General features: G+C 56.6%; 22 protein-coding genes. 15 read left to right on the top strand and 7 right to left on the bottom strand.

Going from position 1 to position 22,800, the window contains the following annotated elements; translation table 11 throughout:
- Window positions 1-144 precede the first annotated feature (144 nt).
- The 5 genes from I3V23_04765 (at window position 145) to mgtE (ending at window position 5,698) form a co-directional block, all read left to right on the top strand.
- Window positions 145-741 carry a cell wall hydrolase gene (locus tag I3V23_04765; GenBank protein QPI86691.1) on the top strand — a complete coding sequence of 199 codons (597 nt, stop codon included), beginning with the start codon at window positions 145-147 and terminating at the stop codon, window positions 739-741.
- A gap of 115 nt (window positions 742-856) precedes the next feature.
- Window positions 857-1,783 (top strand): dihydroneopterin aldolase, encoded by a 927-nt coding sequence (locus I3V23_04760; protein QPI86286.1) that lies wholly within the window; start codon window positions 857-859, stop codon window positions 1,781-1,783.
- Between the two features lie 50 nt (window positions 1,784-1,833).
- Entirely contained in the window at window positions 1,834-2,853 is a 1,020-nt protein-coding gene (gene folP / locus I3V23_04755; protein QPI86285.1) for a dihydropteroate synthase, read from the top strand.
- A gap of 4 nt (window positions 2,854-2,857) precedes the next feature.
- On the top strand, window positions 2,858-4,201 hold the full coding sequence (locus I3V23_04750) for a phosphoglucosamine mutase (protein QPI86284.1): 1,344 nt from the start codon (window positions 2,858-2,860) through the stop codon (window positions 4,199-4,201).
- Between the two features lie 108 nt (window positions 4,202-4,309).
- Window positions 4,310-5,698 (top strand): magnesium transporter, encoded by a 1,389-nt coding sequence (gene mgtE / locus I3V23_04745; GenBank protein QPI86283.1) that lies wholly within the window; start codon window positions 4,310-4,312, stop codon window positions 5,696-5,698.
- On the opposite strand, the gene I3V23_04740 is transcribed toward mgtE, so the two are convergent.
- The 4 genes from I3V23_04740 to I3V23_04725 all read right to left on the bottom strand — a co-directional run bounded on the left by I3V23_04740 (window position 5,695) and on the right by I3V23_04725 (window position 10,351).
- Window positions 5,695-7,437, bottom strand: coding sequence for a hypothetical protein (locus I3V23_04740; GenBank protein ID QPI86282.1), 1,743 nt, complete (start codon window positions 7,435-7,437; stop codon window positions 5,695-5,697). The genes mgtE and I3V23_04740 overlap by 4 nt on opposite strands.
- Window positions 7,438-7,566: 129 nt before the next feature.
- The gene (locus tag I3V23_04735; GenBank protein ID QPI86281.1) at window positions 7,567-8,160 is read right to left on the bottom strand and encodes a hypothetical protein; all 594 of its coding nucleotides are present in this window, start codon (window positions 8,158-8,160) and stop codon (window positions 7,567-7,569) included.
- A 123-nt stretch (window positions 8,161-8,283) separates the two neighbouring features.
- On the bottom strand, window positions 8,284-8,607 hold the full coding sequence (locus I3V23_04730) for a hypothetical protein (protein QPI86280.1): 324 nt from the start codon (window positions 8,605-8,607) through the stop codon (window positions 8,284-8,286).
- A gap of 451 nt (window positions 8,608-9,058) precedes the next feature.
- Entirely contained in the window at window positions 9,059-10,351 is a 1,293-nt protein-coding gene (locus I3V23_04725; protein ID QPI86279.1) for a PLP-dependent transferase, read from the bottom strand.
- A gap of 155 nt (window positions 10,352-10,506) precedes the next feature.
- On the opposite strand from I3V23_04725, the gene I3V23_04720 reads away from it, so the two are divergent.
- The 3 genes from I3V23_04720 to I3V23_04710 all read left to right on the top strand — a co-directional run bounded on the left by I3V23_04720 (window position 10,507) and on the right by I3V23_04710 (window position 12,061).
- A complete protein-coding gene (locus I3V23_04720; protein ID QPI86690.1) occupies window positions 10,507-10,890 on the top strand; it encodes an NADH:ubiquinone oxidoreductase subunit NDUFA12 in 384 nt (127 codons plus the stop codon).
- A 39-nt stretch (window positions 10,891-10,929) separates the two neighbouring features.
- Window positions 10,930-11,382: an outer membrane lipid asymmetry maintenance protein MlaD gene (gene mlaD / locus I3V23_04715; GenBank protein ID QPI86278.1), complete on the top strand. Its 453-nt coding sequence runs from the start codon at window positions 10,930-10,932 to the stop codon at window positions 11,380-11,382.
- 232 nt (window positions 11,383-11,614) lie between these two features.
- The gene (locus tag I3V23_04710) at window positions 11,615-12,061 is read left to right on the top strand and encodes a DUF2155 domain-containing protein (GenBank protein QPI86689.1); all 447 of its coding nucleotides are present in this window, start codon (window positions 11,615-11,617) and stop codon (window positions 12,059-12,061) included.
- Here I3V23_04710 and I3V23_04705 read toward each other — a convergent pair.
- The 3 genes from I3V23_04705 to accB form a co-directional block, all read right to left on the bottom strand.
- Entirely contained in the window at window positions 12,025-12,681 is a 657-nt protein-coding gene (locus I3V23_04705) for a leucyl/phenylalanyl-tRNA--protein transferase (GenBank protein ID QPI86277.1), read from the bottom strand. The genes I3V23_04710 and I3V23_04705 overlap by 37 nt on opposite strands.
- A 74-nt stretch (window positions 12,682-12,755) precedes the next feature.
- Complete coding sequence (gene accC / locus I3V23_04700; protein QPI86276.1) at window positions 12,756-14,108, bottom strand: acetyl-CoA carboxylase biotin carboxylase subunit; 1,353 nt, start codon at window positions 14,106-14,108, stop codon at window positions 12,756-12,758.
- Between the two features lie 13 nt (window positions 14,109-14,121).
- Window positions 14,122-14,619 carry an acetyl-CoA carboxylase biotin carboxyl carrier protein gene (gene accB, locus I3V23_04695; GenBank protein ID QPI86275.1) on the bottom strand — a complete coding sequence of 166 codons (498 nt, stop codon included), beginning with the start codon at window positions 14,617-14,619 and terminating at the stop codon, window positions 14,122-14,124.
- A gap of 330 nt (window positions 14,620-14,949) precedes the next feature.
- Here accB and I3V23_04690 point away from each other — a divergent pair, with 330 nt between their 5' ends.
- From I3V23_04690 to I3V23_04660, 7 genes are all read left to right on the top strand, one after another.
- Window positions 14,950-16,275: an aspartate aminotransferase family protein gene (locus tag I3V23_04690; protein ID QPI86274.1), complete on the top strand. Its 1,326-nt coding sequence runs from the start codon at window positions 14,950-14,952 to the stop codon at window positions 16,273-16,275.
- Window positions 16,276-16,352: 77 nt separating this feature from the next.
- Window positions 16,353-16,634 (top strand): hypothetical protein, encoded by a 282-nt coding sequence (locus I3V23_04685; GenBank protein ID QPI86273.1) that lies wholly within the window; start codon window positions 16,353-16,355, stop codon window positions 16,632-16,634.
- Between the two features lie 64 nt (window positions 16,635-16,698).
- Window positions 16,699-18,054: a DUF2083 domain-containing protein gene (locus tag I3V23_04680; GenBank protein QPI86272.1), complete on the top strand. Its 1,356-nt coding sequence runs from the start codon at window positions 16,699-16,701 to the stop codon at window positions 18,052-18,054.
- A gap of 113 nt (window positions 18,055-18,167) precedes the next feature.
- On the top strand, window positions 18,168-18,572 hold the full coding sequence (locus I3V23_04675) for a response regulator (GenBank protein ID QPI86271.1): 405 nt from the start codon (window positions 18,168-18,170) through the stop codon (window positions 18,570-18,572).
- A complete protein-coding gene (locus I3V23_04670) occupies window positions 18,573-18,908 on the top strand; it encodes a hypothetical protein (protein ID QPI86270.1) in 336 nt (111 codons plus the stop codon). It abuts the gene before it with no gap.
- Window positions 18,908-21,592, top strand: a complete 2,685-nt coding sequence (locus tag I3V23_04665; GenBank protein ID QPI86269.1) for a sodium:solute symporter — start codon at window positions 18,908-18,910, stop codon at window positions 21,590-21,592. Before I3V23_04670 ends, I3V23_04665 begins: the two co-directional genes overlap by 1 nt.
- A 70-nt stretch (window positions 21,593-21,662) precedes the next feature.
- Window positions 21,663-22,748, top strand: a complete 1,086-nt coding sequence (locus tag I3V23_04660) for a FliM/FliN family flagellar motor switch protein (protein ID QPI86268.1) — start codon at window positions 21,663-21,665, stop codon at window positions 22,746-22,748.
- Window positions 22,749-22,800 lie beyond the last annotated feature (52 nt).

Genomic DNA, 22,800 nt, shown 5'->3' with positions numbered 1-22,800 from the left:
TGCGACATTGGGGATCAACCCCAAGGAGCAGAGGTAATGGGTTTCAAACAGGCATGCGCTGCGATTGCGGCCTCCTTGTTATTTATGTCACATGCCGCCTTGGCGGAAACGTCCTCAATCTATGATGGGGATTATCCCGTTGTTATGTCATCTTCGCAGCCGCAAGCGGGTTCGATGGAATTGCGCCTATCGTCTTTGATGTTTGATGAGCGCGCTGCGTTGCGCGGCATCAGCCCCTCACAAGTTGCCCGTTTGGGTGCGGCTGTGCGCTCCCCCTTTGGTCGAAATGGGGCGCCGCGTCAGATTTATAACGAAGCCCAATTGATGTCCTTGCCCCGTCCACGCAGTAACGCGCAGCATCGATGCCTCACCGAGGCGCTTTATTTCGAGGCGCGCGGCGAGCCGATCCGCGGTCAATATGCCGTGGCCGAAGTGATTTTGAACCGCGTGGATAACGACAATTATCCAGATAACATTTGCGATGTCGTCTATCAAAACGCACATCGGCACTTGGCCTGCCAATTCACCTATGCCTGTGATGGCATCCCCGAAAATGTGACGGATCGTGCCACATGGGACCGCCTGTCGCGCATCGCCCGTTTGATGATGGATGGCGCGCCGCGCACCCTCACCTCGGGGGCTACGCATTATCATGCGGATTATGTCCATCCTGACTGGGCGCGGGTTTATCCGCGCACTGCCACGATTGGGCAGCATCTGTTCTATCGTCAGCAATATTAATCGCAGCGCAAGAACGGGTCGCTGATAGCGCGGGTTGCGGCGGTTTTGACGCCTGTCTTTTGCTGTGTTTTGGGCTATGCAACCTGCAAAAAGACGATCACGAAAGCCTACGCCTATGACGGATGATATTCGACTTGCTTTTGCCCACCCGTCCGAGCGGGCCAAGGCGACCGCCACAGATGCCCCGCTTGATCGTATTTCGATGTCCAATCATGAGCGGGATGTTGAAATCGGCGCCTTTCAGGCCGAGCGCGGGATTTTGCAGCGTATCCGTTTTAATGTGGTCGTAGAGGTGCGCTCTCAGGCGGAAAGCGCCGAGGATGATGTGGATCGCATTTTGTCCTATGACCGCATTGTCGAGGCGATTGATGCCGAGCTTGCGCAGGGCCGTGTCAATTTGCTGGAAACGCTCTCGGTGCGAATTGCAGAGCGGGTCTTGAGCCACCCATTGGCTGCGCGCTGTTTCGTGCGAATTGAGAAATTGGATCGCGGGCCCTATGTTTTGGGGGTCGAGATTATGCGCGAAGCAGAGGCCAATCAGCGCCTTAGTCTTCTTGCGGATGATGGCCCGCATCCTTTGATCGTGTATTTGGCCAATGATGCAATTGCGCGCCCTGATTTGGCGCAGCTTCTGGATCACCTTGAGCAGGCAGGTGCCCCTGTCATTCTGTGCGTGGGCAGCACGGGCTTGGCGCAGCCTCAAGCCCGCCACGGCCTGCCGCAGCGGCGGATTGATCTGTTGGATATGGAAAAGAACGCTTGGGTCTTGGCCTCTTGCGATGATCGCTGTGTGGTGGTGGACAGTCGCACAGAATTAGACTGGGCCATGCGGCAAGGGCAAATTTCGGTTTGGGCCCCCTCAAAACTGGTTTTGGACAGTGCCGAACCACCCAAAGGGGCAAAAGTGACGGGGGAGCAATTGGCGCTGTGGTTGGCCGAGCAATTTGAGGCGCAGCGTATTGTTTATTTGGGCGGCCACCCGCCGTTGAAATCGTCTATCCCAGTGCAGGCATGGCCGTTTGACGTGATGCCTGATCTCTAATCTGGGCGGTGACCTTGATGGACGCTGAGCCACAGGGTAGGGCTAATCCTATGACTGATTATTATCGCCCCATACCCGTTACGGGCCCCGCGATCGGGCCTGAGGCCGTGCCCCTTGCAGGGGGTTGGTGCCATTTCACGCATGTTGAGCGGTTAAACCGCACGGGCGCGCGCGAGATTTTGCCCGCCGCAGACTTGCCCGCGGCATGGCGCGCGCCTTTGACGGCAGCGCGTGGTGATTTTGCGACTGTGCCTATGGGGCGCCCAAGCCTTATGGGGATTTTGAACCTCACCCCAGACAGCTTTTCCGATGGCGGGCGGCATGAGGACATCCAAGCCGCGCTGGAGCAAGCCCATCGTCTTGTGGCGGAAGGCGCAGATATTTTGGATTTGGGCGCAGAAAGCACCCGGCCAGGCGCCAAAGAAGTGCCGCAACAACAAGAAATCGCGCGCCTGATGCCTGCGCTGGAGGCCTTGCGCGGCTCTGGCGTGATCTCGCTTGACACACGCAAGGCCGATGTGGCGCGTGCGGGCCTTGCTGCGGGCGCGCAGGTGATCAACGATGTTTCGGGGCTGCGCTTTGATACAAATATGATTGAGGTTCTGCGCGAGAGCCGCGCGCCCGTGATCCTGATGCATTCGCTTGGCACGCCTGAGACCATGCAAGATTTGGCCCCCGATGCCTATCAAGATGTCGTTCTCGATATCTACGATGGGCTTGCTGCGATGCGCGATCAGGCGCTTTCTGTGGGGCTGACGCATGACCAAATCCTGCTTGATATTGGGGCGGGCTTTGGCAAGACCTTTGCGCAAACCCGCGCGTTGTTGCGTGACATCAGCCTGTTCCACGGGCTTGGCTGTGGGTTGCTTTTGGGCGTATCGCGCAAAGGGTTTGTGGGCCATGTGACGGGGATCAAACAGGCAGATCAGCGTGATGCCGCATCGGCGGCAATCGGCCTATGGGCCATATCGCAGGGGGTTCAGATGCTGCGTGTCCATGATATAGCCGTGCATCAAGCGATGATTTCTGCCTATATGGCAGCAAGCGGTTTGACCCTTGGGGAGGGGTAATAAAATGGCACGAAAATTATTTGGCACAGATGGGGTGCGGGGTCAGGCAAACAGCTATCCCATGACCGCCGATATGGCGCTGAAATTGGGGGCGGCGGCGGGGCGCTATTTCCGCCGCGATATGGAGCGCGGCCATCGTGTTGTGATCGGGAAAGACACGCGCCTGTCGGGCTATATGTTGGAAAATGCGCTGACGGCGGGCTTCACCTCCACGGGCATGGATGTTCTGTTGCTGGGGCCTGTGCCAACCCCTGCTGTGGGCCTTTTGACCCCCTCCATGCGGGCGGATGTTGGTGTGATGATATCCGCAAGCCACAACCCCGCCTCAGATAATGGGATTAAGTTTTTTGGCCCTGATGGATTCAAACTGTCAGACGAGGCAGAGGCCGAGATCGAAGCCCTTGTGTTTGGGGATATTCAACCTGCACAAGCGGGCAATATCGGGCGCGCGCGGCGCATTGATGATGGTCGTTTCCGCTATGTCGAACGCGTCAAAGGCACATTCCCCCACGGTCTAAGCCTTGAAGGTTTGAAGGTTGTCATCGACTGCGCCAATGGTGCCGCATATCGCGCCGCCCCCGAAGTGCTTTGGGAATTGGGCGCCGAAGTCGTGGCGATTGGCGTGAGCCCTGATGGGTTCAATATCAACGAAAATGTCGGGTCAACAAAGCCGCAAGCCGCGATTGCCAAGATCAAGGAAACAGGGGCCGATGTGGCCTTGTGCCTTGATGGCGATGCTGATCGCATTGTGATCATTGATGAGGCGGGCCAAGTTGCGGATGGGGATCAGATCATGGCGCTGTTGGCGGCGCGATGGGCGGATGAGAACCGTCTCAAAGGTGGTGCATTGGTGAGCACTGTGATGTCAAATTTGGGATTGGAACGGTTTTTGGGCGGGCGCGGGATTGGCCTACACCGCACGGCTGTTGGGGATCGCTATGTTGTCGAGGCGATGCGCGCAGGTGGCTACAATCTTGGCGGTGAGCAATCAGGCCATATCGTCATGAGCGACCATGCCACCACGGGTGATGGGTTGATGGCAGGTTTGCAATTCTTGGCTGAAATGGTGCGCCAGAACAAACCTGCAAGCGCGCTTGCCCGCAGCTTTGATCCCGTTCCGCAGATGTTAGAGAATCTGCGCTTTTCACCCGACAAAGCCCCGTTAGAGGCAGCATCCGTCAAGGCCGCCATCGCCGAGGCAGAAGCCCGATTGGGGCAGGCGGGGCGTATTTTGATCCGTAAATCAGGCACAGAACCCCTTATTCGCGTTATGGCCGAAGCCGAGGATGAGGGGCTAATGGCGGCTGTGGTGGGGGATATTGCAGCGGCCATTCGCGCCGAGCTGTAACCCCGCGCTGACTGTCCCTTTTGGGATTTTTCGCAAAACCACCTTTTCAGATCGGCTTTGCAATGTCATACCCCGCGCAACGCCTGATCTTGTTGCGCGAGGTGGATCATGTTGGACGAACAAGACCTCCATCTAGATGATGATCGTGACGCTTATGCGTTGGACGATAGTTTGCGCGCGCAATTGCGGCGTGCGGTTAGTGCCGAGGATGTAGACGCCATCGATGCGTTGATGGAGCCGCTACACCCTGCTGACATCGCTGATATTCTTGAACAAATCTCCAGCGGTGAGCGCGCAGCCCTTCTGGCGCTTTGGTCGCGAGGGATTGATGGTGAGGTTCTCTCTGAACTTGATTGGTCAATCCGCGAAGACATTTTGCCGCTTTTGCCAAGCGATGTTCTGGCCGATGCTGTGCGCGAGTTGGACTCGGATGATGTTGTTGATCTGGTCGAAGACCTAGAAGAAGATCAGCAAGGGGCCATTCTTGGCGCGCTTGACGATGCGGATCGGGTCGCGGTTGAACAGGCGCTGAGTTTTCCAGAAGGGTCTGCTGGGCGTCTTATGCAGCGCGAGGTGGTGCGCGCGCCCGAACATTGGAATGTCGGGCAGATGATTGACTATCTGCGTTCCGAAAAAGCGGAATTGCCCGAACAATTCTATCACATCATCCTCGTGACCCCTGCGATGAAACCTGTGGGTTATGTCTCGCTTGGGCGGTTGTTGTCGAGTGCGCGGGCAACATCATTGAAGGACATTCTGGAAGACAGCTTTCGCACCATCCCTGCCAAGCAGGATGAGGATGATGTCGCCTACGCCTTTAACCAGTATCACCTGATCTCTGCGCCCGTTGTCGATGATGATGGGCGATTGGTGGGCGTGATCACCATTGATGACGCGATGAGCGTTCTTGATGAGGTCAATGAAGAGGATTTGCGCCGCCTTGCAGGTTTGGGCGTGGATGAAAGCCTTAGCGACACGACCTTTGAAACTGTGCGTCAACGTTTTCCTTGGTTGTTTGTCAATTTGGGCACGGCGATTTTGGCCTCGGTGGTGATTGCACAATTCGAAGCGGTGATTGCGCAATTGGTGGCCTTGGCCGTGTTGATGCCGATTGTCGCCTCTATGGGCGGCAATGCCGGAACGCAAAGCCTTGCCTTGGCTGTGCGTGGGCTTGCAACACGCGACCTCACCTCCGCCAACCTGTGGCGGGTTGTAATGCGTGAGGCGGGCGTGGGGGCTTTGAACGGTTTCGCCTTTGCCCTTGTGATGGGCATTGTGGGTTATGTTTGGTTCGATTCCGTTCTCTTGGGCGGCGTGATTGCAGGCGCAATGGTGGTTAATCTTGTTGTGGCGGGATTGGCGGGGATATTGATCCCCGTTGCGTTAGAACGCTTTGGCGCGGATCCTGCGCTCGCCTCTGGCACATTCGTGACCACGGTCACCGATGTTGTGGGCTTCTTCGCCTTTCTTGGCCTCGCAGCACTTGTCCTGATTTAGCCGTTTGGCACCTCTAGCGTGATGTTTTCGCCGTCCTTGATGTATTGAAGGCTGTCATCGCCAATCGCGGCGACCCGCCCCCCGTCAAGACGATCTCCAACTTCGACCGTAACAAACCGACCCGATGGCAGGCGCACCAAGGCGCGGCGGCTGCTCGAAGGGCCAGTGACACCAATCAAATTCGTGTCGCGCAAATTTATGGCATTGCGATTGGTCGCGGCGCGGGTCACCCGTTCGCCGGATGGGGTGTCGGTGCTGACGGCGGCAATTTCCGCCTCAATTTCCTCATCTGCGCCTGATTGTGCCGCAGCCTCTGCAGCAACACCATTTGGTGCAGCGGCGCTTGCAGGTGTTGCAGCGGCCACCACCGCCTCAAAGCCCGAGGGGCGGGCCTGTGGCAAAAGCGAACGTGCGACAGCCAAATTGCTGATCAAGGCCTGATTGGCGCTGCGTCCTTCACTGACGGCGAGGGCTGCTGCCTCGGCGGCGCGGGCCGCTTCGGCAATTTCTTGAAGCGATGCAGGGCGCAGTTGCGGCGTGATGCTGCTTAATTCGCTGCGCGTAAAGCCGTTTAATTGCTGGCGCTCAAGGATTTCTGCGAAATTCTCAGGTCTGAGGCGCGGCAGTGTGGCTGCCAATGTTTCGATTTGTTCAAGCCGTGCTGCACGGGCCGCCTCTAGGATGGCATCGGGGCGCGGGATTGCCGCAACGGGGGGCGCCGCATCAAAGACCAATACACCATCGGGGTTCAACGCCCCCTCAGGGGTTGGATCGACAAGACCCGCGCTGTTCAAAACGCTGCCCGCGCCAAAGGGGATCGGCGAGAGGATTGGCGGCGGGGCATCATCGCCGATACCGCCCAAGGGGGGGCGTAGGGCCAGTGCATCTTGTTGGGTCAAGATCGGGTCAATCGCGGCAAGGATGGTGCCGTCACGCCGTGGCCTTGGCGCAGTCAGGGTAGGCGCTGTCGCCATAAGTGCCACATCGGGCGCAGGCAGGCCGCTTGCCGCAGGCGCGCTTGGGGCTGGTTCGGTAACTGTGGGCGTTGCTGCGACAACAGCGGGGGCTTCAGGCGTCACATCCTGCTCTGGGACAGAAGGCATCAGGAGAAATGCCGCAACAATCACGGCAAGCCCCCCGCCAAGACCAAGGGCCATTCCTTTGCGAAAACGCGGCACGAAGAGCGCGATGTCCTCCAGGCGAATTTTGCGCTTGGGGGCAGGAATGGTCGCAAGGTTTTGCACATGCGGTGTCGGTTTGGGGCGCTTTGCCAAACGAAAGATGGGCGTTCCATCATAATCATCTGGCAGTGTTTCCACGGTCAATGCCACAGCCGTGATCCCGTAGGATTTTATAAACTCTTGCGCGGCTTGGATGGTTTCCGCTGCAATGGCGGCGATTTGGATCACGGAATCCGTGCGCAGCCAATCATATTGCAATTCCGACAATTCATAGGGGGTGAGGCCATCCAGTTTAGCCTCGACTGCGCGCCGCTCAGCGGCGGGGGTGGCCTCATCAGGGGCTTCGCAGCTTGTAAACAGAACTTGCTCGCGCGGGACAATCACCAAAACTTGGGCGTTGTCTTTGGCCTCAATCAGAGATTTCATCTGCGCGAAAGCGGCGCTGAGATCCTCTGCATCTGGCGCGGTGCGAACGACTACCTCCCACGCATCATCAGAGCGGCGTGAAGCAAGGCTAATGGCCTCGGGCGACAGGTGTAGCGTGAACTCCGTGCTCAAAATACCGATGCGCTTCTCGTTAAGTGGGCCAAAGGGGAGGTATTTTTCCCTCCTTGCGCCCAACTCTATACGATAGTTGCAGGGGGCATAAACCAGATAAGCGCTATATTTATAAAAATTTGAACGAGATCAGCGCCATTGCTCGTAGGCGCGTGTCAGGGCCAGGGCGATCAACAGCACACTCATCAGCAGGCATGCATCAAACAGTGCGACAGCCGCCAATTCAAAAAGTGCTGAAAGCCCAAATTCTGCGTTGGGCGCTATCACCCATGCACAGATCATCAAAATTGCACTACTTGCGATAGTAACGGGTGGTAACACCCGCCATGACTGGCGCTGTGCCACTGTGATATAGTGCCCCAAGAAGGCCAGCAGTTTGAACGCGAGAACGGGCACCGTGAGCCCGATCATGCCCAGTAAGAAAAGATGGGCATCATTTTCGGTGTCGTAGATATATACAGTCAGCGCGATACCTGGCAGGCCGTAGAGAAGCCCAGAATGTGAATAAAGCCAAGCGGTCAGAACTTTGGCGATGGTTGCAAAGCCAAAGAAGATCAAAACGGACCCCGTGGCATAATGGAGGGTCGCATTGGTTTGGCTCATCAAGCCATGATTGATCAGCGCGGCACCCAACAGGGCTGAGGACACGAAAAAAGCGGTTTTCAGATGTGAAACAGCGCGCAGGAACGCAGGTCCCGCAAGACATTTAAACCATTTAACCACGCGGTTGACTCCTTTGGAGGTGAGAGCCCGCTCCGAACTACGATAATCAATCTTAAGGTCTTGTTGTGAATCAAGACCTATTACTCATGCCTAAAGATTGCAAGTGCTTATATTTGACTGTTGTCAATCGTCACGCTGCAAAAGACGGGGCCAATGCTCTGTCTTGCGATAATGTTTGGCGCGACTGTCAGAATTCAACTGTATAAACCCCTTTTTCATAAGAGATTTCAGCGCACGATTGAATGTGGCTGTGGGGACGTCTCGCATCAACGGATGATTGTGGATTTCTGCAGATGTTAAAATCTCGTCCGGATTTTCAGCTAAAAGGTCGGTCGCGTATAGAAGATCAAGTTCTACTTTGGGCAGCGAGACGAGACCCAAGTCCCGCTCAAGCGACGCCAAAAGCTGGCGCATGCGCGACAACACATTGAGCGAGCTTTGATCCACGCTTAAACTCCGTAATAACTGACCGCGCGGTTATACCAATCTCGCCGCTAAGCCGCTCATATCTCATATCTATATGTAACTATAATTCATATATGTTTCCCAAATGCAACGCCTTCTCTGCATTGAAATTCATAAAAAATAATCAAAATGATTGAAAACGAGCGCCCGATGTGTCACATGCGATTCACGGGGAAATCTCAGACCTGAATTCTTGATGCAAGCACCTTAGTCGGGTGTATCAATTTGGGACTTTTCCGCAGATATTCGAACACCCCTCCTGCAGCTGGCCAATCTTGCAGGTTGGGTGCGGGCTACTCCGTAACCCCATCGTAGCCCGGGGCAGAGGCCAGTCCCCAGTTTAGCAGCCGACACTGGCCTCTGCCCGAACCTATCAAAAACCCCCATCCAAATCTGTTTGGACGGGGGTTTTTCTTTTTCAGTGGCGCAAGGTTTACGCGGTTGCTTTGGCCAAGGCCTGATCAAGATCGGCAATCAGATCATCTGCATCTTCAATCCCAATGGAGACACGCACCACATTAGGTGCTGCCCCCGCTGCTTGTTGCTGTTCTGGGGTCAGCTGGCGGTGGGTGGTTGATGCTGAATGAATGATCAGCGAACGCGTATCGCCCAAATTGGCGACATGGCTGAACAGCTCAAGACTATCTACCAGTTTCACACAGGCCTCATATCCGCCTTTCACGGCAAAGGTGAATAATGCGCCCGCACCTTTGGGGCAGATATCCTTGACCCGCCCATGATATGGCGAGGATGGCAGACCCGCATAGGTCACGAAATCAACGCGGGGATCCTTTTCAAGCCATGCAGCGATTTTCGCGGCATTCTCAACATGGCGCTGCATCCGCAGCGACAAGGTCTCAATCCCCATCAGCGTGTAATGCGCCGCTTGCGGGTTCATGGTCATCCCCAAATCGCGCAAGCCAATCGCGATTGAGTGGAAGGTAAAGGCCATCGGCCCCAACGCCTCGTGGAATTTTAGGCCATGATAGGCAGGTTCCGGTGCCGAGAGCGAAGGAAATTTATCACTGGCTGACCAGTCAAATTTGCCGCTATCAACCACACAGCCGCCTGTGACAGTGCCATTGCCTGTGAGATATTTTGTGGTGGAATGCACAACCAATGTCGCGCCATGTTCAATTGGGCGGCAGAGATAGGGGGTTGCAGAGGTGTTATCCACGATCAAGGGGATGCCTGCGCCATCTGCGATATTCGCAATGCTGCGCAGATCGGTGATATAGCCACCCGGGTTTGCGATGGCCTCGCAGAACACGGCGCGCGTGTTATCGTCAATCGCCGCTTTCACCGCGTCAAGATCATCGAAATCAACAAATTTTGCAGACCACCCAAAGCGTTTGATGGTCTGGCTGAATTGGGTGACTGTGCCGCCATAAAGGCGCGTAGAGGCCACGATGTTGCAGCCTGGGCCCATGAGCGGAAACAGGGCCATGATCTGCGCCGCATGACCAGACGAGCAACAAACCGCACCAACACCTCCCTCTAGGGTCGCGATCCGCTCTTGTAGCACAGCGACTGTGGGGTTGGTCAGGCGCGAGTAAATAAAGCCGACCTCTTGCAAGTTAAACAGACGCGCCGCGTGATCAGCATCTTTGAACACATAGGCCGTGGTTTGATAGATCGGCGTTTGGCGTGCGCCGGTTGCAGGGTCTGGATGCGCACCTGCATGGATCTGCAGCGTGTCAAATTTTAGGCTTTTGGGGTCGGACATGGCGTTTTTCTCCTCGCGTGTTTCCCTGAGGGTTATGTTTAGGGCGCTGGCGTGTGCAAAACAACATCTGTCGCAGTTGTTATTGGCATTGCCCCTAGACCTTAGCGGCGTGTTGCGGCATTAGAAGACAAAACGACACGCGATTTAGTTTGGAGATTGTCATGCTCTCATTCCTGCTGCGCCTTGTGACTTGGTGGAATGGTCAGACGGTTGGAACGCAACTCTACACTTGGCGGAAGGGCCAGAAGGTGGGTGAGGATGCGCAGGGCAATGTGTTCTACCAATCCCGCGATGGCAAACGCCGTTGGGTGATTTTCAATGGCGAGGCCGAAGCCAGCCGCATCAGCCCTGATTGGCATGGCTGGTTGCATCACACATGGGATAAATCCCCTGCCGATGCGCCGCTTGCGCGTAAAGCGTGGGAAAAAGAGCACGAAATGAACCTGACGGGATCAGAAGCGGCCTATGCGCCTGCGGGTTCGTTGCGTCAGGCCGCACCAGTCGCGCGCAAGGATTACGAGGCATGGAGCCCCGAATAAGCCTGTGCGCTTTTTTGGCAGCATGAGAGGGGTTCCGTGATGGCCGAAAATAGATTGAGCGAAATTTTGGTCGGCGGTGCGGTCTTGGCCGTAGCTGCGGGGTTTCTGCTCTATGCCGCTGAAATCGGCGGGATCGGGCGCAGCACGGGGTCAAGCTACGAGGTATCGGCGCTGTTCCGCTCTGCAGAAGGGATCGGGATTGGCACAGATGTGCGCCTTGCGGGCGTTCGGGTTGGCACTGTCAGTAGCCTCAATCTTGACCCTGCCACCTTCCGCGCAGAAGCGACCTTGAATATCCGTGACGATATTCTTTTGCCTGATGACAGCATTGTTAGCATCGCCTCAGAGGGGCTTTTGGGTGGGTCATTTGTTGACATCCAACCGGGTGGTTCGCCGTTTAACTTGGCCGCTGGGGATGAGGTGTTAAACACACAAAGTTCGGTCAGCCTTGTGACCTTGCTGATGCGCGCCTTCTCGGGATCTGGGCAGTAACATGCGGGCGCGTCTGGCGGGATTGGCGTTGATATCAGCCATTTGCGTAGGCCCTGTGAGCGCGCAAGATCAATCCTTGGGTTTGAATGGGCAAGTGTCCGCCGATGGCATTGTTGTGATCCCGATTGATCCTTTGCCGCTTGATACTGGTGCAGAGACAAGCCGCCCGCAAACCTTTGGTGAAGGCAGCCTTCCTCTTGGCAGCGGCACAGTTATCGCGCCTGCCCCCGCTATGGGGGAGGTGGCGCCTGTGATCGTGCCGCAAGAGGAAAACGGGGATGTGACCCTGACCGATAATGGCGATGCGGGGCAATCGGGCGTCCTCTTGGAAACAAGCCCCGCTGAACCTGATTTGGGCGGCGTGACGTCTATCACAGAAATCGCAACAGAAACGGGGTCAGGGGCGCTGTTGCGCGCCTTGGACAAAACCTTGGCGCAGTCGCGTGATTTGGAATTGGCGACTGGGGCCGCGGCGCGGCTTGGCCGTATCACGGTTGAAATGGTTGAATGCCGTTATCCTGAGGGTGACGCCAATTCAGATGCTTTCGCCCATATGCGCATCACCGACACCGATGGGCGGGCCTTGTTTGATGGATGGATGGTGGCCTCTAGCCCCGCGCTGATCGCCTTTGATCACCCGCGCTATGATGTATGGGTGTTGCGCTGTAGCACATCCTGAGGGGTGAATAGGGCCCCGCCCGCCATGAAATCTGCCTGTTTCTCAAGCGCCGCATCAAGCCGCTTGCGATAGTCGATGCGCGAGATCTCGATAGCACCTAAACGGATCAAATGGGGCGTGGTAAATTGCACATCAAAGAGCGTGAACCCGCCTGCATTGAGGCGCGCGACCAAATAGGCGAGCGCAATTTTCGAGGCATCACGCACCCGCGAAAACATACTTTCCCCAAAAAACGCAGCCCCAAGCGCCACCCCATAGACACCACCCACCAGATCACGCCCTTGCCACAGCTCAAGGGAATGGGCGAAGCCTTCCTCATGCAGCGCGCTGTATAAAGCGGTTATTTCTGCGTTGATCCATGTTTCATCCCGATCCGCACAGGCCGCCACAACACCTGCAAAATCACTATTGATCCTAATCTCAAACGGGTTTTGGCGGATCTTGCGCGCAAGGCTGCGGGATATGTGAAAGCCATCTAGAGGAATGATCCCGCGCCGTTTTGGCTCAACCCAAAATAGGTTTGGGTCATCGCGGCCCTCGGACATTGGAAATATGCCCGCTGCATAGGCTTGCAACAGAAGTTGCGGGGTAATTTCAAGGGCGGCTTGGGTGTCGGGCATGAATGAAATTTAGCATGATAAAGGCCAAAATGCTGCACGCATTTTGGCCTGTGATCTTTGATTTCGTGCTAGAATTAGGCCTTGCCGAAGGTTTCTTCCAGCCAATGTTCCAGCCAGTGGATGTTATATTGGCCTGTTTGCACCGCCTCTTGGTCGAGCAAATCGTGGAACAAGGGCACCGTGGTGTCGACACCATCCACAATCAATTCCGACAAGGCGCGCTTTAGGCGGGCAAGCGCCTCGGGTCGGTCACGGCCATGAACGATCAGCTTGGCAATCAAGCTGTCATAATAAGGCGGGATGCGGTAGCCATCATAAAGCGCGCTATCCATCCTTACACCCAAGCCACCTGGGGCGTGATATTGCGTGATCTTGCCGGGGCAGGGGGAGAATTGTGGCACTTTTTCCGCGTTGATCCGCACCTCAATGGCATGGCCGTTGATCTGCAAATCTTCCTGCGCAAAGCTGAGCGGCAGGCCCGCTGCCACGCGAATTTGCTCGCGCACCAAATCCACCCCGAAAATCCCTTCGGTCACGGGATGCTCCACCTGCAAGCGGGTGTTCATTTCAATGAAATAAAACGCGCCTTTCTCGTAGAGAAATTCAATTGTGCCAGCACCCTCATATCCCATTTTGGCAATCGCATTGGCACAGATCGCCCCGATCTCGGCGCGTTCCTTTTCGCTTATGCAGGGGCCTGGGGCCTCTTCGAAGACCTTTTGGTGACGGCGCTGCAGCGAACAATCCCGCTCGCCCAAATGAACCGCATTGCCCTTACCATCGCCAAATACCTGCACCTCAATATGGCGCGGCGTGGTGAGGTATTTCTCAATATAAACTGCGTCATTGCCAAAGGCAGATTTCGCCTCGCTGCGCGCCGTGCGGAATGCGTTTTCCAAGTCCTTGGCGCTTTGCGCCACTTTCATGCCGCGACCGCCGCCCCCTGCAGTGGCTTTGATAATGACGGGGTAGCCCATATCGGCGGCGACTTTCTTGGCCGCGTCCAGATCGGGAACGCCCCCCTCAGAGCCGGGGACGCAAGGAATACCAAGCGCCTTTGCCGTTTCTTTCGCGGTGATTTTATCGCCCATGATGCGGATATGCTCGGCAGAGGGGCCAATGAATTTGATCCCGTGATCCTCTACGATTTGCACGAAATTCGCGTTCTCGGAGAGAAACCCATAGCCAGGGTGAATCGCTTCGGCCCCCGTGATCTCGCATGCCGAGATGATAGAGGGGATCGACAGATAGCTGTTGGTGCTGGCGGGGGGGCCGATACACACACTTTCATCGGCCATGCGCACATGCATCGCATCAGCATCGGCGGTGGAATGCACAGCGACTGTCTCAATACCCATTTCGCGCGCGGCACGGATCACGCGCAGCGCGATTTCCCCGCGATTGGCGATGAGAATTTTTTTGAACATGCGGGCAGCCATCTTATTCGATGATCATCAATGGCGCGCCGAATTCCACGGGTGAGCCATCTTCCACCAAAATCCGTTTCACCGTGCCTGCGCGCGGGCTTGGGATTTGGTTCATGGTTTTCATTGCTTCGATGATCAAGACAGGCTGACCTTCGGCGACTTTATCGCCCACCGAGACAAAGGCCGCCGCGCCAGGTTCTGGTGCGAGATATGCGGTGCCCACCATTGGAGAGGTCAGCGCATTTGGGCTTTGGGTTGGGTCTTCGGCGGCGGCAGGGGCCGCTGCGGGTGCGGCGGCGGCAACGGGGGCCGCTGCAGATGGGGCTGCTGCAACTGGGGCAGGGGCCATTGCAACGGGGGCCGCATGGATTTGCCGCGCCACGCGCACATTCAGGCTGTCATCTTCGCCATACTCGCGGATAACTTCCAATTCGGTCAGATCGTTTTCGCGCAGCAACTCCGCCAAGGCTTTGATAAAGCCAACGTCACCGTCATGCGTATTCTTGCTCATGGATCCCTCGCAGATTATTCGCCCGCCTTTGGCTGAGCCCTTCGCTTATGTTTGCGCCCTAAATTGCCGCAAAATCAGAAGTTCTATATGCCACCTCGGCCAGAGTGGAAAGCACCAGATGGTCAAAAAATTATGCTTCTTTTGCAACGAATGCGCATTTCTTTCCTTATCTGTATTTGCATCTTCTGTGATAGGCCAGAACGATTGCGCATGCAATGATTGAGGATATGCGCATAGATTTGCCCCGTTCCCTCTTGCGCCACAGCCAATAAAGGCGTTCATATTCTTGGAAACGGAACTAGGGCGCTTTTGCCACGGGAGAGATGCATCATGGCTTTGGATCGGTCGAACACACCCAATGATCTTTCGGCATTTTGGATGCCGTTTACCGCCAATCGGCAGTTCAAGAAAGCGCCTCGGATGCTCGTCTCAGCCGATGGGATGTTCTACAAAACAGCGGATGGGCGCGATGTTTTGGATGGGACGGCGGGATTGTGGTGCTGCAATGCAGGTCATAATCGACCCAAAATTGTCGAAGCCATCCGCAAACAGGCAGGCGAATTGGATTATGCGCCTGCGTTCCAGATGGGGCATCCTGTGGCGTTTGAATTGGCCTCTCGCCTGCGGGATATGGCGCCTGCGCCTTTTGAGCATGTGTTCTTTACGAATTCGGGCTCTGAGTCCGTTGAAACAGCTTTGAAAATTGCGCTGGCCTATCAGCGGGCCATCGGCCAAGGCAGCCGCACCCGCCTGATTGGACGCGAGCGCGGCTATCATGGTGTAAATTTCGGCGGGATTTCTGTGGGCGGCATCGTCAATAACCGCAAATTCTTCGGCAGTTTGCTGACAGGTGTCGATCACCTGCCACATACGCATCTGGCTGAAAACGCTTATAGCAAAGGTCAGCCTGAGCATGGCGCGCATCTTGCCGATGATCTCGAGCGGATCGTGGCGCTGCACGGGCCTGAAACCATTGCCGCCGTGATTGTCGAGCCTATGGCGGGCTCAACGGGTGTGCTTCTGCCGCCCAAAGGATATCTTGAGCGCCTGCGCGAGATCACCCGGAAACATGGCATTTTGCTGATTTTTGACGAGGTGATCACAGGGTTTGGTCGTCTGGGCTCGTCCTTTGCTGCGGAACATTTCGGGGTCATGCCTGATCTGATCACCTGTGCCAAAGGCTTGACCAATGGTGTGATCCCCATGGGGGCGGTTCTGGCCACAAAGGAAATTCACGATGCCTTTATGCAAGGCCCAGAACATATGATTGAGCTCTTCCACGGCTATACCTATTCAGGCAGCCCGATTGCCTCTGCGGCAGGGATTGCTACGCTCGAAACCTATACGGAAGAGGGCCTTTTCGAGCGTGCAGCCCAACTTGCCCCGTATTGGCAAGAGGCGCTGCATAGCCTGAAAGGCCTGCCGCATGTCAAAGACATCCGCAATATGGGTTTGATTGGTGCGATCGAGCTGGAGCCGATTGCAGGCGAGCCAGCCAAGCGCGCCTTTGCAGCCTTCCTTGACGCCTATGAAAAAGGCATCTTGATCCGCACCACGGGCGATATTATCGCCATGTCCCCGCCGTTGATCATTGAGAAATCGCATATTGATCAATTGATCGGAACATTGGCAGATGTGTTGAAAAAACTGCATTGATCTGATTTGATGAACAGCGGGGTGCGGCTGTGTGCTTGCCCATATAAAAACCAAATGCGCCATAGGGGGCCTCTGTCGTGATGATACTGAACTTCACTGGATCAAATCTGCGATTTGCAGCAGGGGCCGTGGCGATGGCCGCGTTTTTGACGGGTTGCGTCACAAGCCCGCCTGTGGATGACGAGGGCTATTTGGTTGAATTGCCAGAGGCTTTGGTCGAGTTGGCAGCGGATGGGCAAGATATTGGCCGCGTGCGCCTGATGGAAGATAACTGTTACTGGTATCTCTATAATGGCGTGGTCGAAACCACTTTGCTGCCAATCCTCACCGAGGAAGGGCGCATGATCTGCAACCAGTAGGGCAGGCGAGAGGCGGTTAGTAAATTCTTTTACAAGGCCGCCCAACTTGCGATAAGCAGGGAGTATGAGCCATGCTGACCTGCCCCCTACAACGAAAACCGCCGCCCTGCCTTCAAGCAGCGCGCTAACAGGCAGTCGTATCCGTCAACGCCGCAGTGCTTTGGGGATGCGGCAGGCTGATTTGGCGAAAGCGGTCGAGATTTCGCCCAGTTATCTCAATCTGATTGAGCATGGCCGCCGCCGAATTGGCGGTAAATTATTGGTCGATATTGCCCGCGCCCTATCGGTCGAGCCGACCGCCCTGTCATCAGGCGCGGACGCAACGGTTTTTGACGCGCTGCACAAGGCCGCGACAGATTTGCGCCCGAACCTTTTGGCTGAGCCAGAATTGGATCGCATTGATGAATTGTCTGGCCGCTTTCCAGGATGGTCGGGGGTTTTGACCTTGCAGCAGAAAAGGATCACCGCGCTTGAGGCGATGATTGATAGTTTGCAGGATCGTTTGGCCAATGATCCTGTTTTGGCTGAAGCCATGCATGAGATCCTCTCAAGCGTTGCGGCAATCCGTTCGACCGCTGATATTTTGGTGCGCGAGCCTGATCTCGAAACGCAATGGCGTGCCCGCTTTCATCGCAACCTCAACGAGGAAGCAGAACGCCTCTCGTTGCGGGCCACGCAAATGCTCAGCCATTTTGAGCAACAAGGCGACACAAATGAGGGCGCAAGTTCAACAGCGCAAGAAACGGTTGAGGCCATGTTTGACGCGGCAGGGCATCATTTTGCGGCGATTGAGACGCATGGGGTGGACGCGATAGACGCGGTGATTGCGCGCGCCGCTGGGATGGAGGATCGCACAGCGCGGGATTTGGCGCGTGCTATGTTGCAGGCCTATGCGCAAGATGCTGCGCGATTGCCCTTGGCGCAGTTTCAATCTGCCGCCAAATCCGTGGGCTATAGCCCGTCTCAATTGCTGCATCTAGGGCAGGGGGATGTGGCCTTGATCTTGCGCCGCTTGGCCACGCTGCCGCCTGACCCTGATATGCCTGAATTCGGACTTGCGATTTGCGATGCTTCGGGCGCGCTGATGTTCCGCAAACGTATTACGGGGTTTTCTATCCCGCGCTTTGGGGCGGGCTGCCCCTTATGGCCGCTATATACCGTGCTGTCGCGCCCAATGATGCCAACGGATGGGGTTTTGGAATTGCCCAACGGTTTGGCCTATCATGCATGGGCAGTGGCGCAACCACGCGGCGGTGCGGGGTTTGCAGCCGCGCCAATTTTGAATGCAACGATGCTTCTACGTCCTTTGCAGAACGCTGAGAATGCCCTGCCGCAAACCGCGCTTCCCATTGGGTCTGGTTGTCATGTTTGCCCGCGTGACGCCTGTGCCGCGCGCCGCGTGCCTTCTGTTCTGGCCTAGGGTCTTGATGCAGAAAGATTGACAAAAGCGGTGTCGCGGGGATTCCATAGGAAAAGCAGCGTGGGACAGAAGGCGCAAACGCCAAGCCCATATCTGCTGTGGGGAGGGACATCATGACGAACCGCATTTTGCTGGTTGAGGATGAGGCCAATATTCTTGAGGCCATCACGTTCATCCTCTCGCGTGCTGGAATGGAGGTGCGCAGCCACGGCAATGGGGCCACCGCCGTGGAGGAGGTCAAACGCTATGGCCCTGATCTGATCGTATTAGATGTCATGCTGCCTGGCAGATCGGGCTTGGATATTCTGCGTGACCTGCGCGCTGATCCAAGCACGGAGGCATTGCCTGTGGTCATGCTGACCGCAAAGGGTCAAGCCAAGGATCGCGAGACGGCGCTTGGGTTGGGGGCGGATGCCTATTTGACCAAACCCTTTTCCAATTCCGAAATGTTGCAACTTTTGACCCAAATTTTGGACGAACGCGGGGCAAAATCAGCCGTGCAAAAAGGATCGGCCTAAATGAGCCCCCCACGCGACACGTCTCGCGCGGCGCCACCTGCGCGCAGGCATTTGTTTCTTGAACGCGAAAGCTATCGCAAGAATCGCCTGCGTGATGCGGCTGCTTTGATGCCTGTCTTTGGGGGATTGTTGTTCTTTGGCCCCGCCTTCATCCTCACCCCGCGCGAGCAACTGGCAGGGGGGATATCATTCTGGCTTGTCTATTTTTTCGCGGTTTGGACAATCTTGATTGTAATCACCTATATTCTGTCGCGCGCGCTGCGCCAGATTGAGCGCGAAGATGCCTCCGCAGACCTCCCAGACCCTGCGGCCGATCCAGCATCGGGGGAGGGGTGATGCTGTCCTTTGACGGGTTGGTCGCGGTTGCGGTTCTGTATGTGGTGGGGCTTTTTGGCGCGGCTTTTTGGGCGGAGAAACGCGCAGCCGAGGGCAAGGCACGTTGGCTGCAATCCCCTGTGACCTATACGCTGTCATTGTCGATCTACACCACCGCATGGACATTTTACGGCGCGGTCGGGTCTGCCGCGCGATCAGGACTTGAGTTTATCACGATCTATCTTGGCCCGACCTTGGTCTTCATCGGATGGTTCTGGATCTTGCGAAAATTGGTGCGCATTGGGCGCACGCAAAGGATCACATCTATCGCGGATATGATCTCGTCTCGATATGGGAAATCGGGGGGATTGGCTGCGATCGTGACCATCCTCATGGTGATCGGGGCCACGCCCTATATCGCCTTGCAGATGCAATCAGTGACGCTGTCTTTCTCTGCCTTTATCACGCCAAATTCAGGGCGCGAGATGGATACAGGCCTGATGGCCATATGGGTTGCGGGGGGGCTTGCGCTCTTTACCATCGTGTTTGGGACGCGCTCTTTGGATGTGAACGAGCGTCACCCGGGTCTGGTTTCCGCTATTGCCCTAGAGGCCATCGTCAAGTTATTCGCCCTGATCGCTGTGGGCGTCTTCGTGGTCTGGGGCGTGGCTTCTGGCCCGATGGATATGTTGGCGCGGATAGATGCAAGCCCGCTTGCCTCGATCTCGTCCAATGGCGCGCGTTGGGTCGGTTTAACACTGTTATCGGGGGCCGCGATTTTGTGCCTGCCGCGGATGTTTCAGGTCTTGGTCGTAGAAAACTCTGACGAGCGGCATCTGGCAACGGCGGCTTGGGCCTTCCCGCTTTATATGCTGCTGATTTCGATTTTCGTGGTGCCAATTGCTGTGGCTGGCCTGCAAGAAATGCCGCAAGGCGCGAACCCTGATTTGTTCGTTCTGACCCTGCCTTTGTCGCAAGGGCGCGAATTCCTAGCCCTGCTTGCGTTTTTGGGCGGGTTTTCTGCTGCCACCTCAATGGTCATTGTGGCGGCCTTGGCCTTGGCTACGATGTTGTCGAACCATATTATTATGCCTGTCTGGCTGCGCGCCACGCGCCACGATGATCCGATGTCTGGCGATATGCGCCGCGTGGCGCTGATGGCGCGGCGGTTTTCGATCCTCGGGATCATGGCGCTGGGCCTTGCCTATTACCGCCTTTCTGGCGGAACCGAGGCTTTGGCCGCAATGGGGTTGATTGCCTTTTTGGGCGTGGCGCAGGTTTTGCCTGCGCTTGCAGGGGGCATATTCTGGCGCGGGGCCACGCGGCTTGGGGCAGGGGCGGGCATTTTGACGGGCTTTGCCGTATGGGCGTGGCTTCTATTGCTGCCAAATGCCTTTGCGGGTGAATTGCTGCATGATGTGCTGACCTTGGGGCCAATGGGAGTGCAATGGCTGCGCCCCAATAATTTCCTTGGCATGGCTGGAACAGACCCGCTCTTGACGGCGATGGTGCTGTCTTTGGGGCTGAACACGGTTGTGTTTATCGTGGTATCTTTGGCAAGCTTCCCGTCCCCGCTAGAGCGCTTGCAGGGCGCGCAATTTGTCAAAGTGTTTGACTACACCCATGCCCCATCGGGGTGGCAGGCGGCGCAGGGCACGGCTGATGATCTTTTGATCATGGCGCGGCGTATTTTAGGGGCGGGGCGCGCGGCGCGTCTGTTTGGGCAGGCGGCCCGCGCGCAGGGGCGGGACAGTGAATTGCCCGATCCAACCCCCGATTTTCTAGAGCGCCTTGAACGGGAACTGGCGGGGTCTGTCGGTGCTGCAACAGCCCATGCGATGGTCGGGCAAATTACGGGCGGCGCAGGCGTGTCGGTGCAAGACCTTCTGGCTGTGGCCGATGAGACCGCGCAGATCATGGAATATTCATCGAAACTTGAGGCGCAATCGGCGGAATTGGCCCGCACCGCGGCGCGCTTGCGTGAGGTGAACCAAAAGCTGACGGAACTCTCTGTGCAAAAAGATGCGTTTCTATCGCAGATCAGCCATGAATTGCGCACGCCTATGACCTCTATTCGCGCGTTTTCTGAAATCCTGATGCAATCTGACGGTTTGGATGACGCGGCGCGGGCGCGGTTCTCGAAGATCATCCATGATGAAAGCCGCCGTCTGACACGGCTTCTGGATGATTTGCTGGATTTATCCGTTCTCGAGAATGGCCATGTCTCTCTGAACCCCAGTGAGGTGCATCTCGCGCGGGTGTTAGAGCGGGCGATTAATGCCACCGCCGCCCTTGAGGAAAGCCATCGCCTTGAGATCATTTACAATGGGACGGAGGAGGCGGGCTTTCGTCTGAACACGGACGCAGATCGTTTGGCGCAGGTCTTTATCAATTTGATTTCGAACGCCCAGAAATATTGCGAGGCAGAGGCCCCGCGCCTCACCATCACCCTGCGCGAGACAGCGCGACATCTTGAGGTGGAATTTGCCGATAATGGTGCAGGCATTCCTGAGCGCCAGAGAAGTTTGATTTTCGAGAAATTCGTGCGCCTTGATGGCACGCGCCCCGCACAAGGCGCGGGGTTGGGTCTGGCCATCAGCCGCGAGATCATGCAGCGCCTTGGCGGGGGGCTGCACTATGTGCCGTCAGAAGGCGGAGCCGTGTTTTTGGTGCGCCTTCCCAAAGCGGAGGCGCGCGCGGCTTAAACTTTGCTCAACCTTTGCGCGGCTATGATCCCCGAAAGGCCGATGAGTTTGGGGGCAGAAAGCGCGCAGGATGACAGAAGGCATTTCAAAAAATCGATCCGATCACACGCGGATCCTGTCCAAAATGCTGGGCCGTGATCTGCCGCGGCAGGCCAGTGCCACGACCCCGCCAGATCCGCGGCAAGAGGCGCGGGTGATCCGTGGGGTGCAGCGGGCCTTGATTGCAGCAGGTGACAGTTACGGCACACTTTCCCCGAATGCATTAGACTCGACCTTTCATTGGGGTCGCGATCTGGGGGATTTGGGCATGGTCATGCCCACAGACGGGTTTGTCGCCCTTCTCGAGGGGCAAGTGCCCGATCAAACTGGTGCAGGAGAAGCTATGATTTACGGCGCGGTGGCGCTGTCCTCGGGCATTGTCGATGCCATGGTCGAGGTTCAGACAACGGGTCGGGTTGAGGCACAAACAGGCCCCGCCCGCCCCGTGACGCGGGTTGATATCGTGTTGGTGCGCGATTTTATCGACCTACTTTTGGCCGGCTGCGCGCGGGAATTCGGCGATTTTCAAGCCCGCGATTGGCCGTTGCGTCTGTCTTTGGGGGAACCTGTAGAAGAACGTCATCGCTTGCCTTTGATTTTGGAGGAGCGGGATTATCACATGTGGAAATTAAGCCTTGAGTTGGGCGGCGGGGTGAAATCGGGGCAGATCGCGTTGATCCTGCCTGTCATTGGGCGCGCCGATGCCGTGGCCCAAGCGCCTAAAAAGATGCGCAAATTCACCGAGGCAGAGCGGCAGAAATGGCGCGCGGCATGGGGCGCTGCAATTGGCGAGGCTAGCGTTTCGCTTGAGGCCATTTTGATGCGCCGCAAACTGCCTTTTGTTGAGGTTGAGGGGCTGTCTGTCGGCACTGTGCTGCCGTTTACAGATGCAACATTGACCGAAATACGGCTTGAGGATGTGACAGGGCGGGCCGTGTTGCGCGGTCGGTTGGGACAAAAGTCAGGCATGCGCGCCGTGCGCCTTGGCAAAGAAATTACGATGCGCGCGACTGGAGGGCTTGCGCCGCCGCCTGTAGCAGCACCGCCTGTGGTTGACCTGCCTGAGATGCCCACACCGCTTCCGATGGAAGCCGCACCTTTGCCGCCAGGCGCATAGGCTTTTTAATGAGCTATGCGCCTGGCGCATGGCGGGATGATCAAATCGGCAG

The organism is Rhodobacterales bacterium HKCCA1288, from assembly GCA_015693905.1.
Lineage (GTDB): Bacteria > Pseudomonadota > Alphaproteobacteria > Rhodobacterales > Rhodobacteraceae > M30B80.
The sequence above is the reverse complement of the archived record's forward strand: the minus strand, read 5'-3'. Positions and strand labels throughout refer to the sequence as shown.

Coding starts and splice junctions, on each gene's coding strand:
- I3V23_04765 (QPI86691.1), top strand. CDS start 145: ATGTCATCTTCGCAGCCGCAAGCGGGTTCGATGGAATTGCGCCTATCG.
- I3V23_04760 (QPI86286.1), top strand. CDS start 857: ATGACGGATGATATTCGACTTGCTTTTGCCCACCCGTCCGAGCGGGCC.
- folP (QPI86285.1), top strand. CDS start 1,834: ATGACTGATTATTATCGCCCCATACCCGTTACGGGCCCCGCGATCGGG.
- I3V23_04750 (QPI86284.1), top strand. CDS start 2,858: ATGGCACGAAAATTATTTGGCACAGATGGGGTGCGGGGTCAGGCAAAC.
- mgtE (QPI86283.1), top strand. CDS start 4,310: ATGTTGGACGAACAAGACCTCCATCTAGATGATGATCGTGACGCTTAT.
- I3V23_04725 (QPI86279.1), bottom strand. CDS start 10,351: ATGTCCGACCCCAAAAGCCTAAAATTTGACACGCTGCAGATCCATGCA.
- mlaD (QPI86278.1), top strand. CDS start 10,930: ATGGCCGAAAATAGATTGAGCGAAATTTTGGTCGGCGGTGCGGTCTTG.
- I3V23_04710 (QPI86689.1), top strand. CDS start 11,615: ATGGGGGAGGTGGCGCCTGTGATCGTGCCGCAAGAGGAAAACGGGGAT.
- I3V23_04705 (QPI86277.1), bottom strand. CDS start 12,681: ATGCCCGACACCCAAGCCGCCCTTGAAATTACCCCGCAACTTCTGTTG.
- accC (QPI86276.1), bottom strand. CDS start 14,108: ATGTTCAAAAAAATTCTCATCGCCAATCGCGGGGAAATCGCGCTGCGC.
- accB (QPI86275.1), bottom strand. CDS start 14,619: ATGAGCAAGAATACGCATGACGGTGACGTTGGCTTTATCAAAGCCTTG.
- I3V23_04690 (QPI86274.1), top strand. CDS start 14,950: ATGGCTTTGGATCGGTCGAACACACCCAATGATCTTTCGGCATTTTGG.
- I3V23_04680 (QPI86272.1), top strand. CDS start 16,699: ATGAGCCATGCTGACCTGCCCCCTACAACGAAAACCGCCGCCCTGCCT.
- I3V23_04675 (QPI86271.1), top strand. CDS start 18,168: ATGACGAACCGCATTTTGCTGGTTGAGGATGAGGCCAATATTCTTGAG.
- I3V23_04670 (QPI86270.1), top strand. CDS start 18,573: ATGAGCCCCCCACGCGACACGTCTCGCGCGGCGCCACCTGCGCGCAGG.
- I3V23_04665 (QPI86269.1), top strand. CDS start 18,908: ATGCTGTCCTTTGACGGGTTGGTCGCGGTTGCGGTTCTGTATGTGGTG.
- I3V23_04660 (QPI86268.1), top strand. CDS start 21,663: ATGACAGAAGGCATTTCAAAAAATCGATCCGATCACACGCGGATCCTG.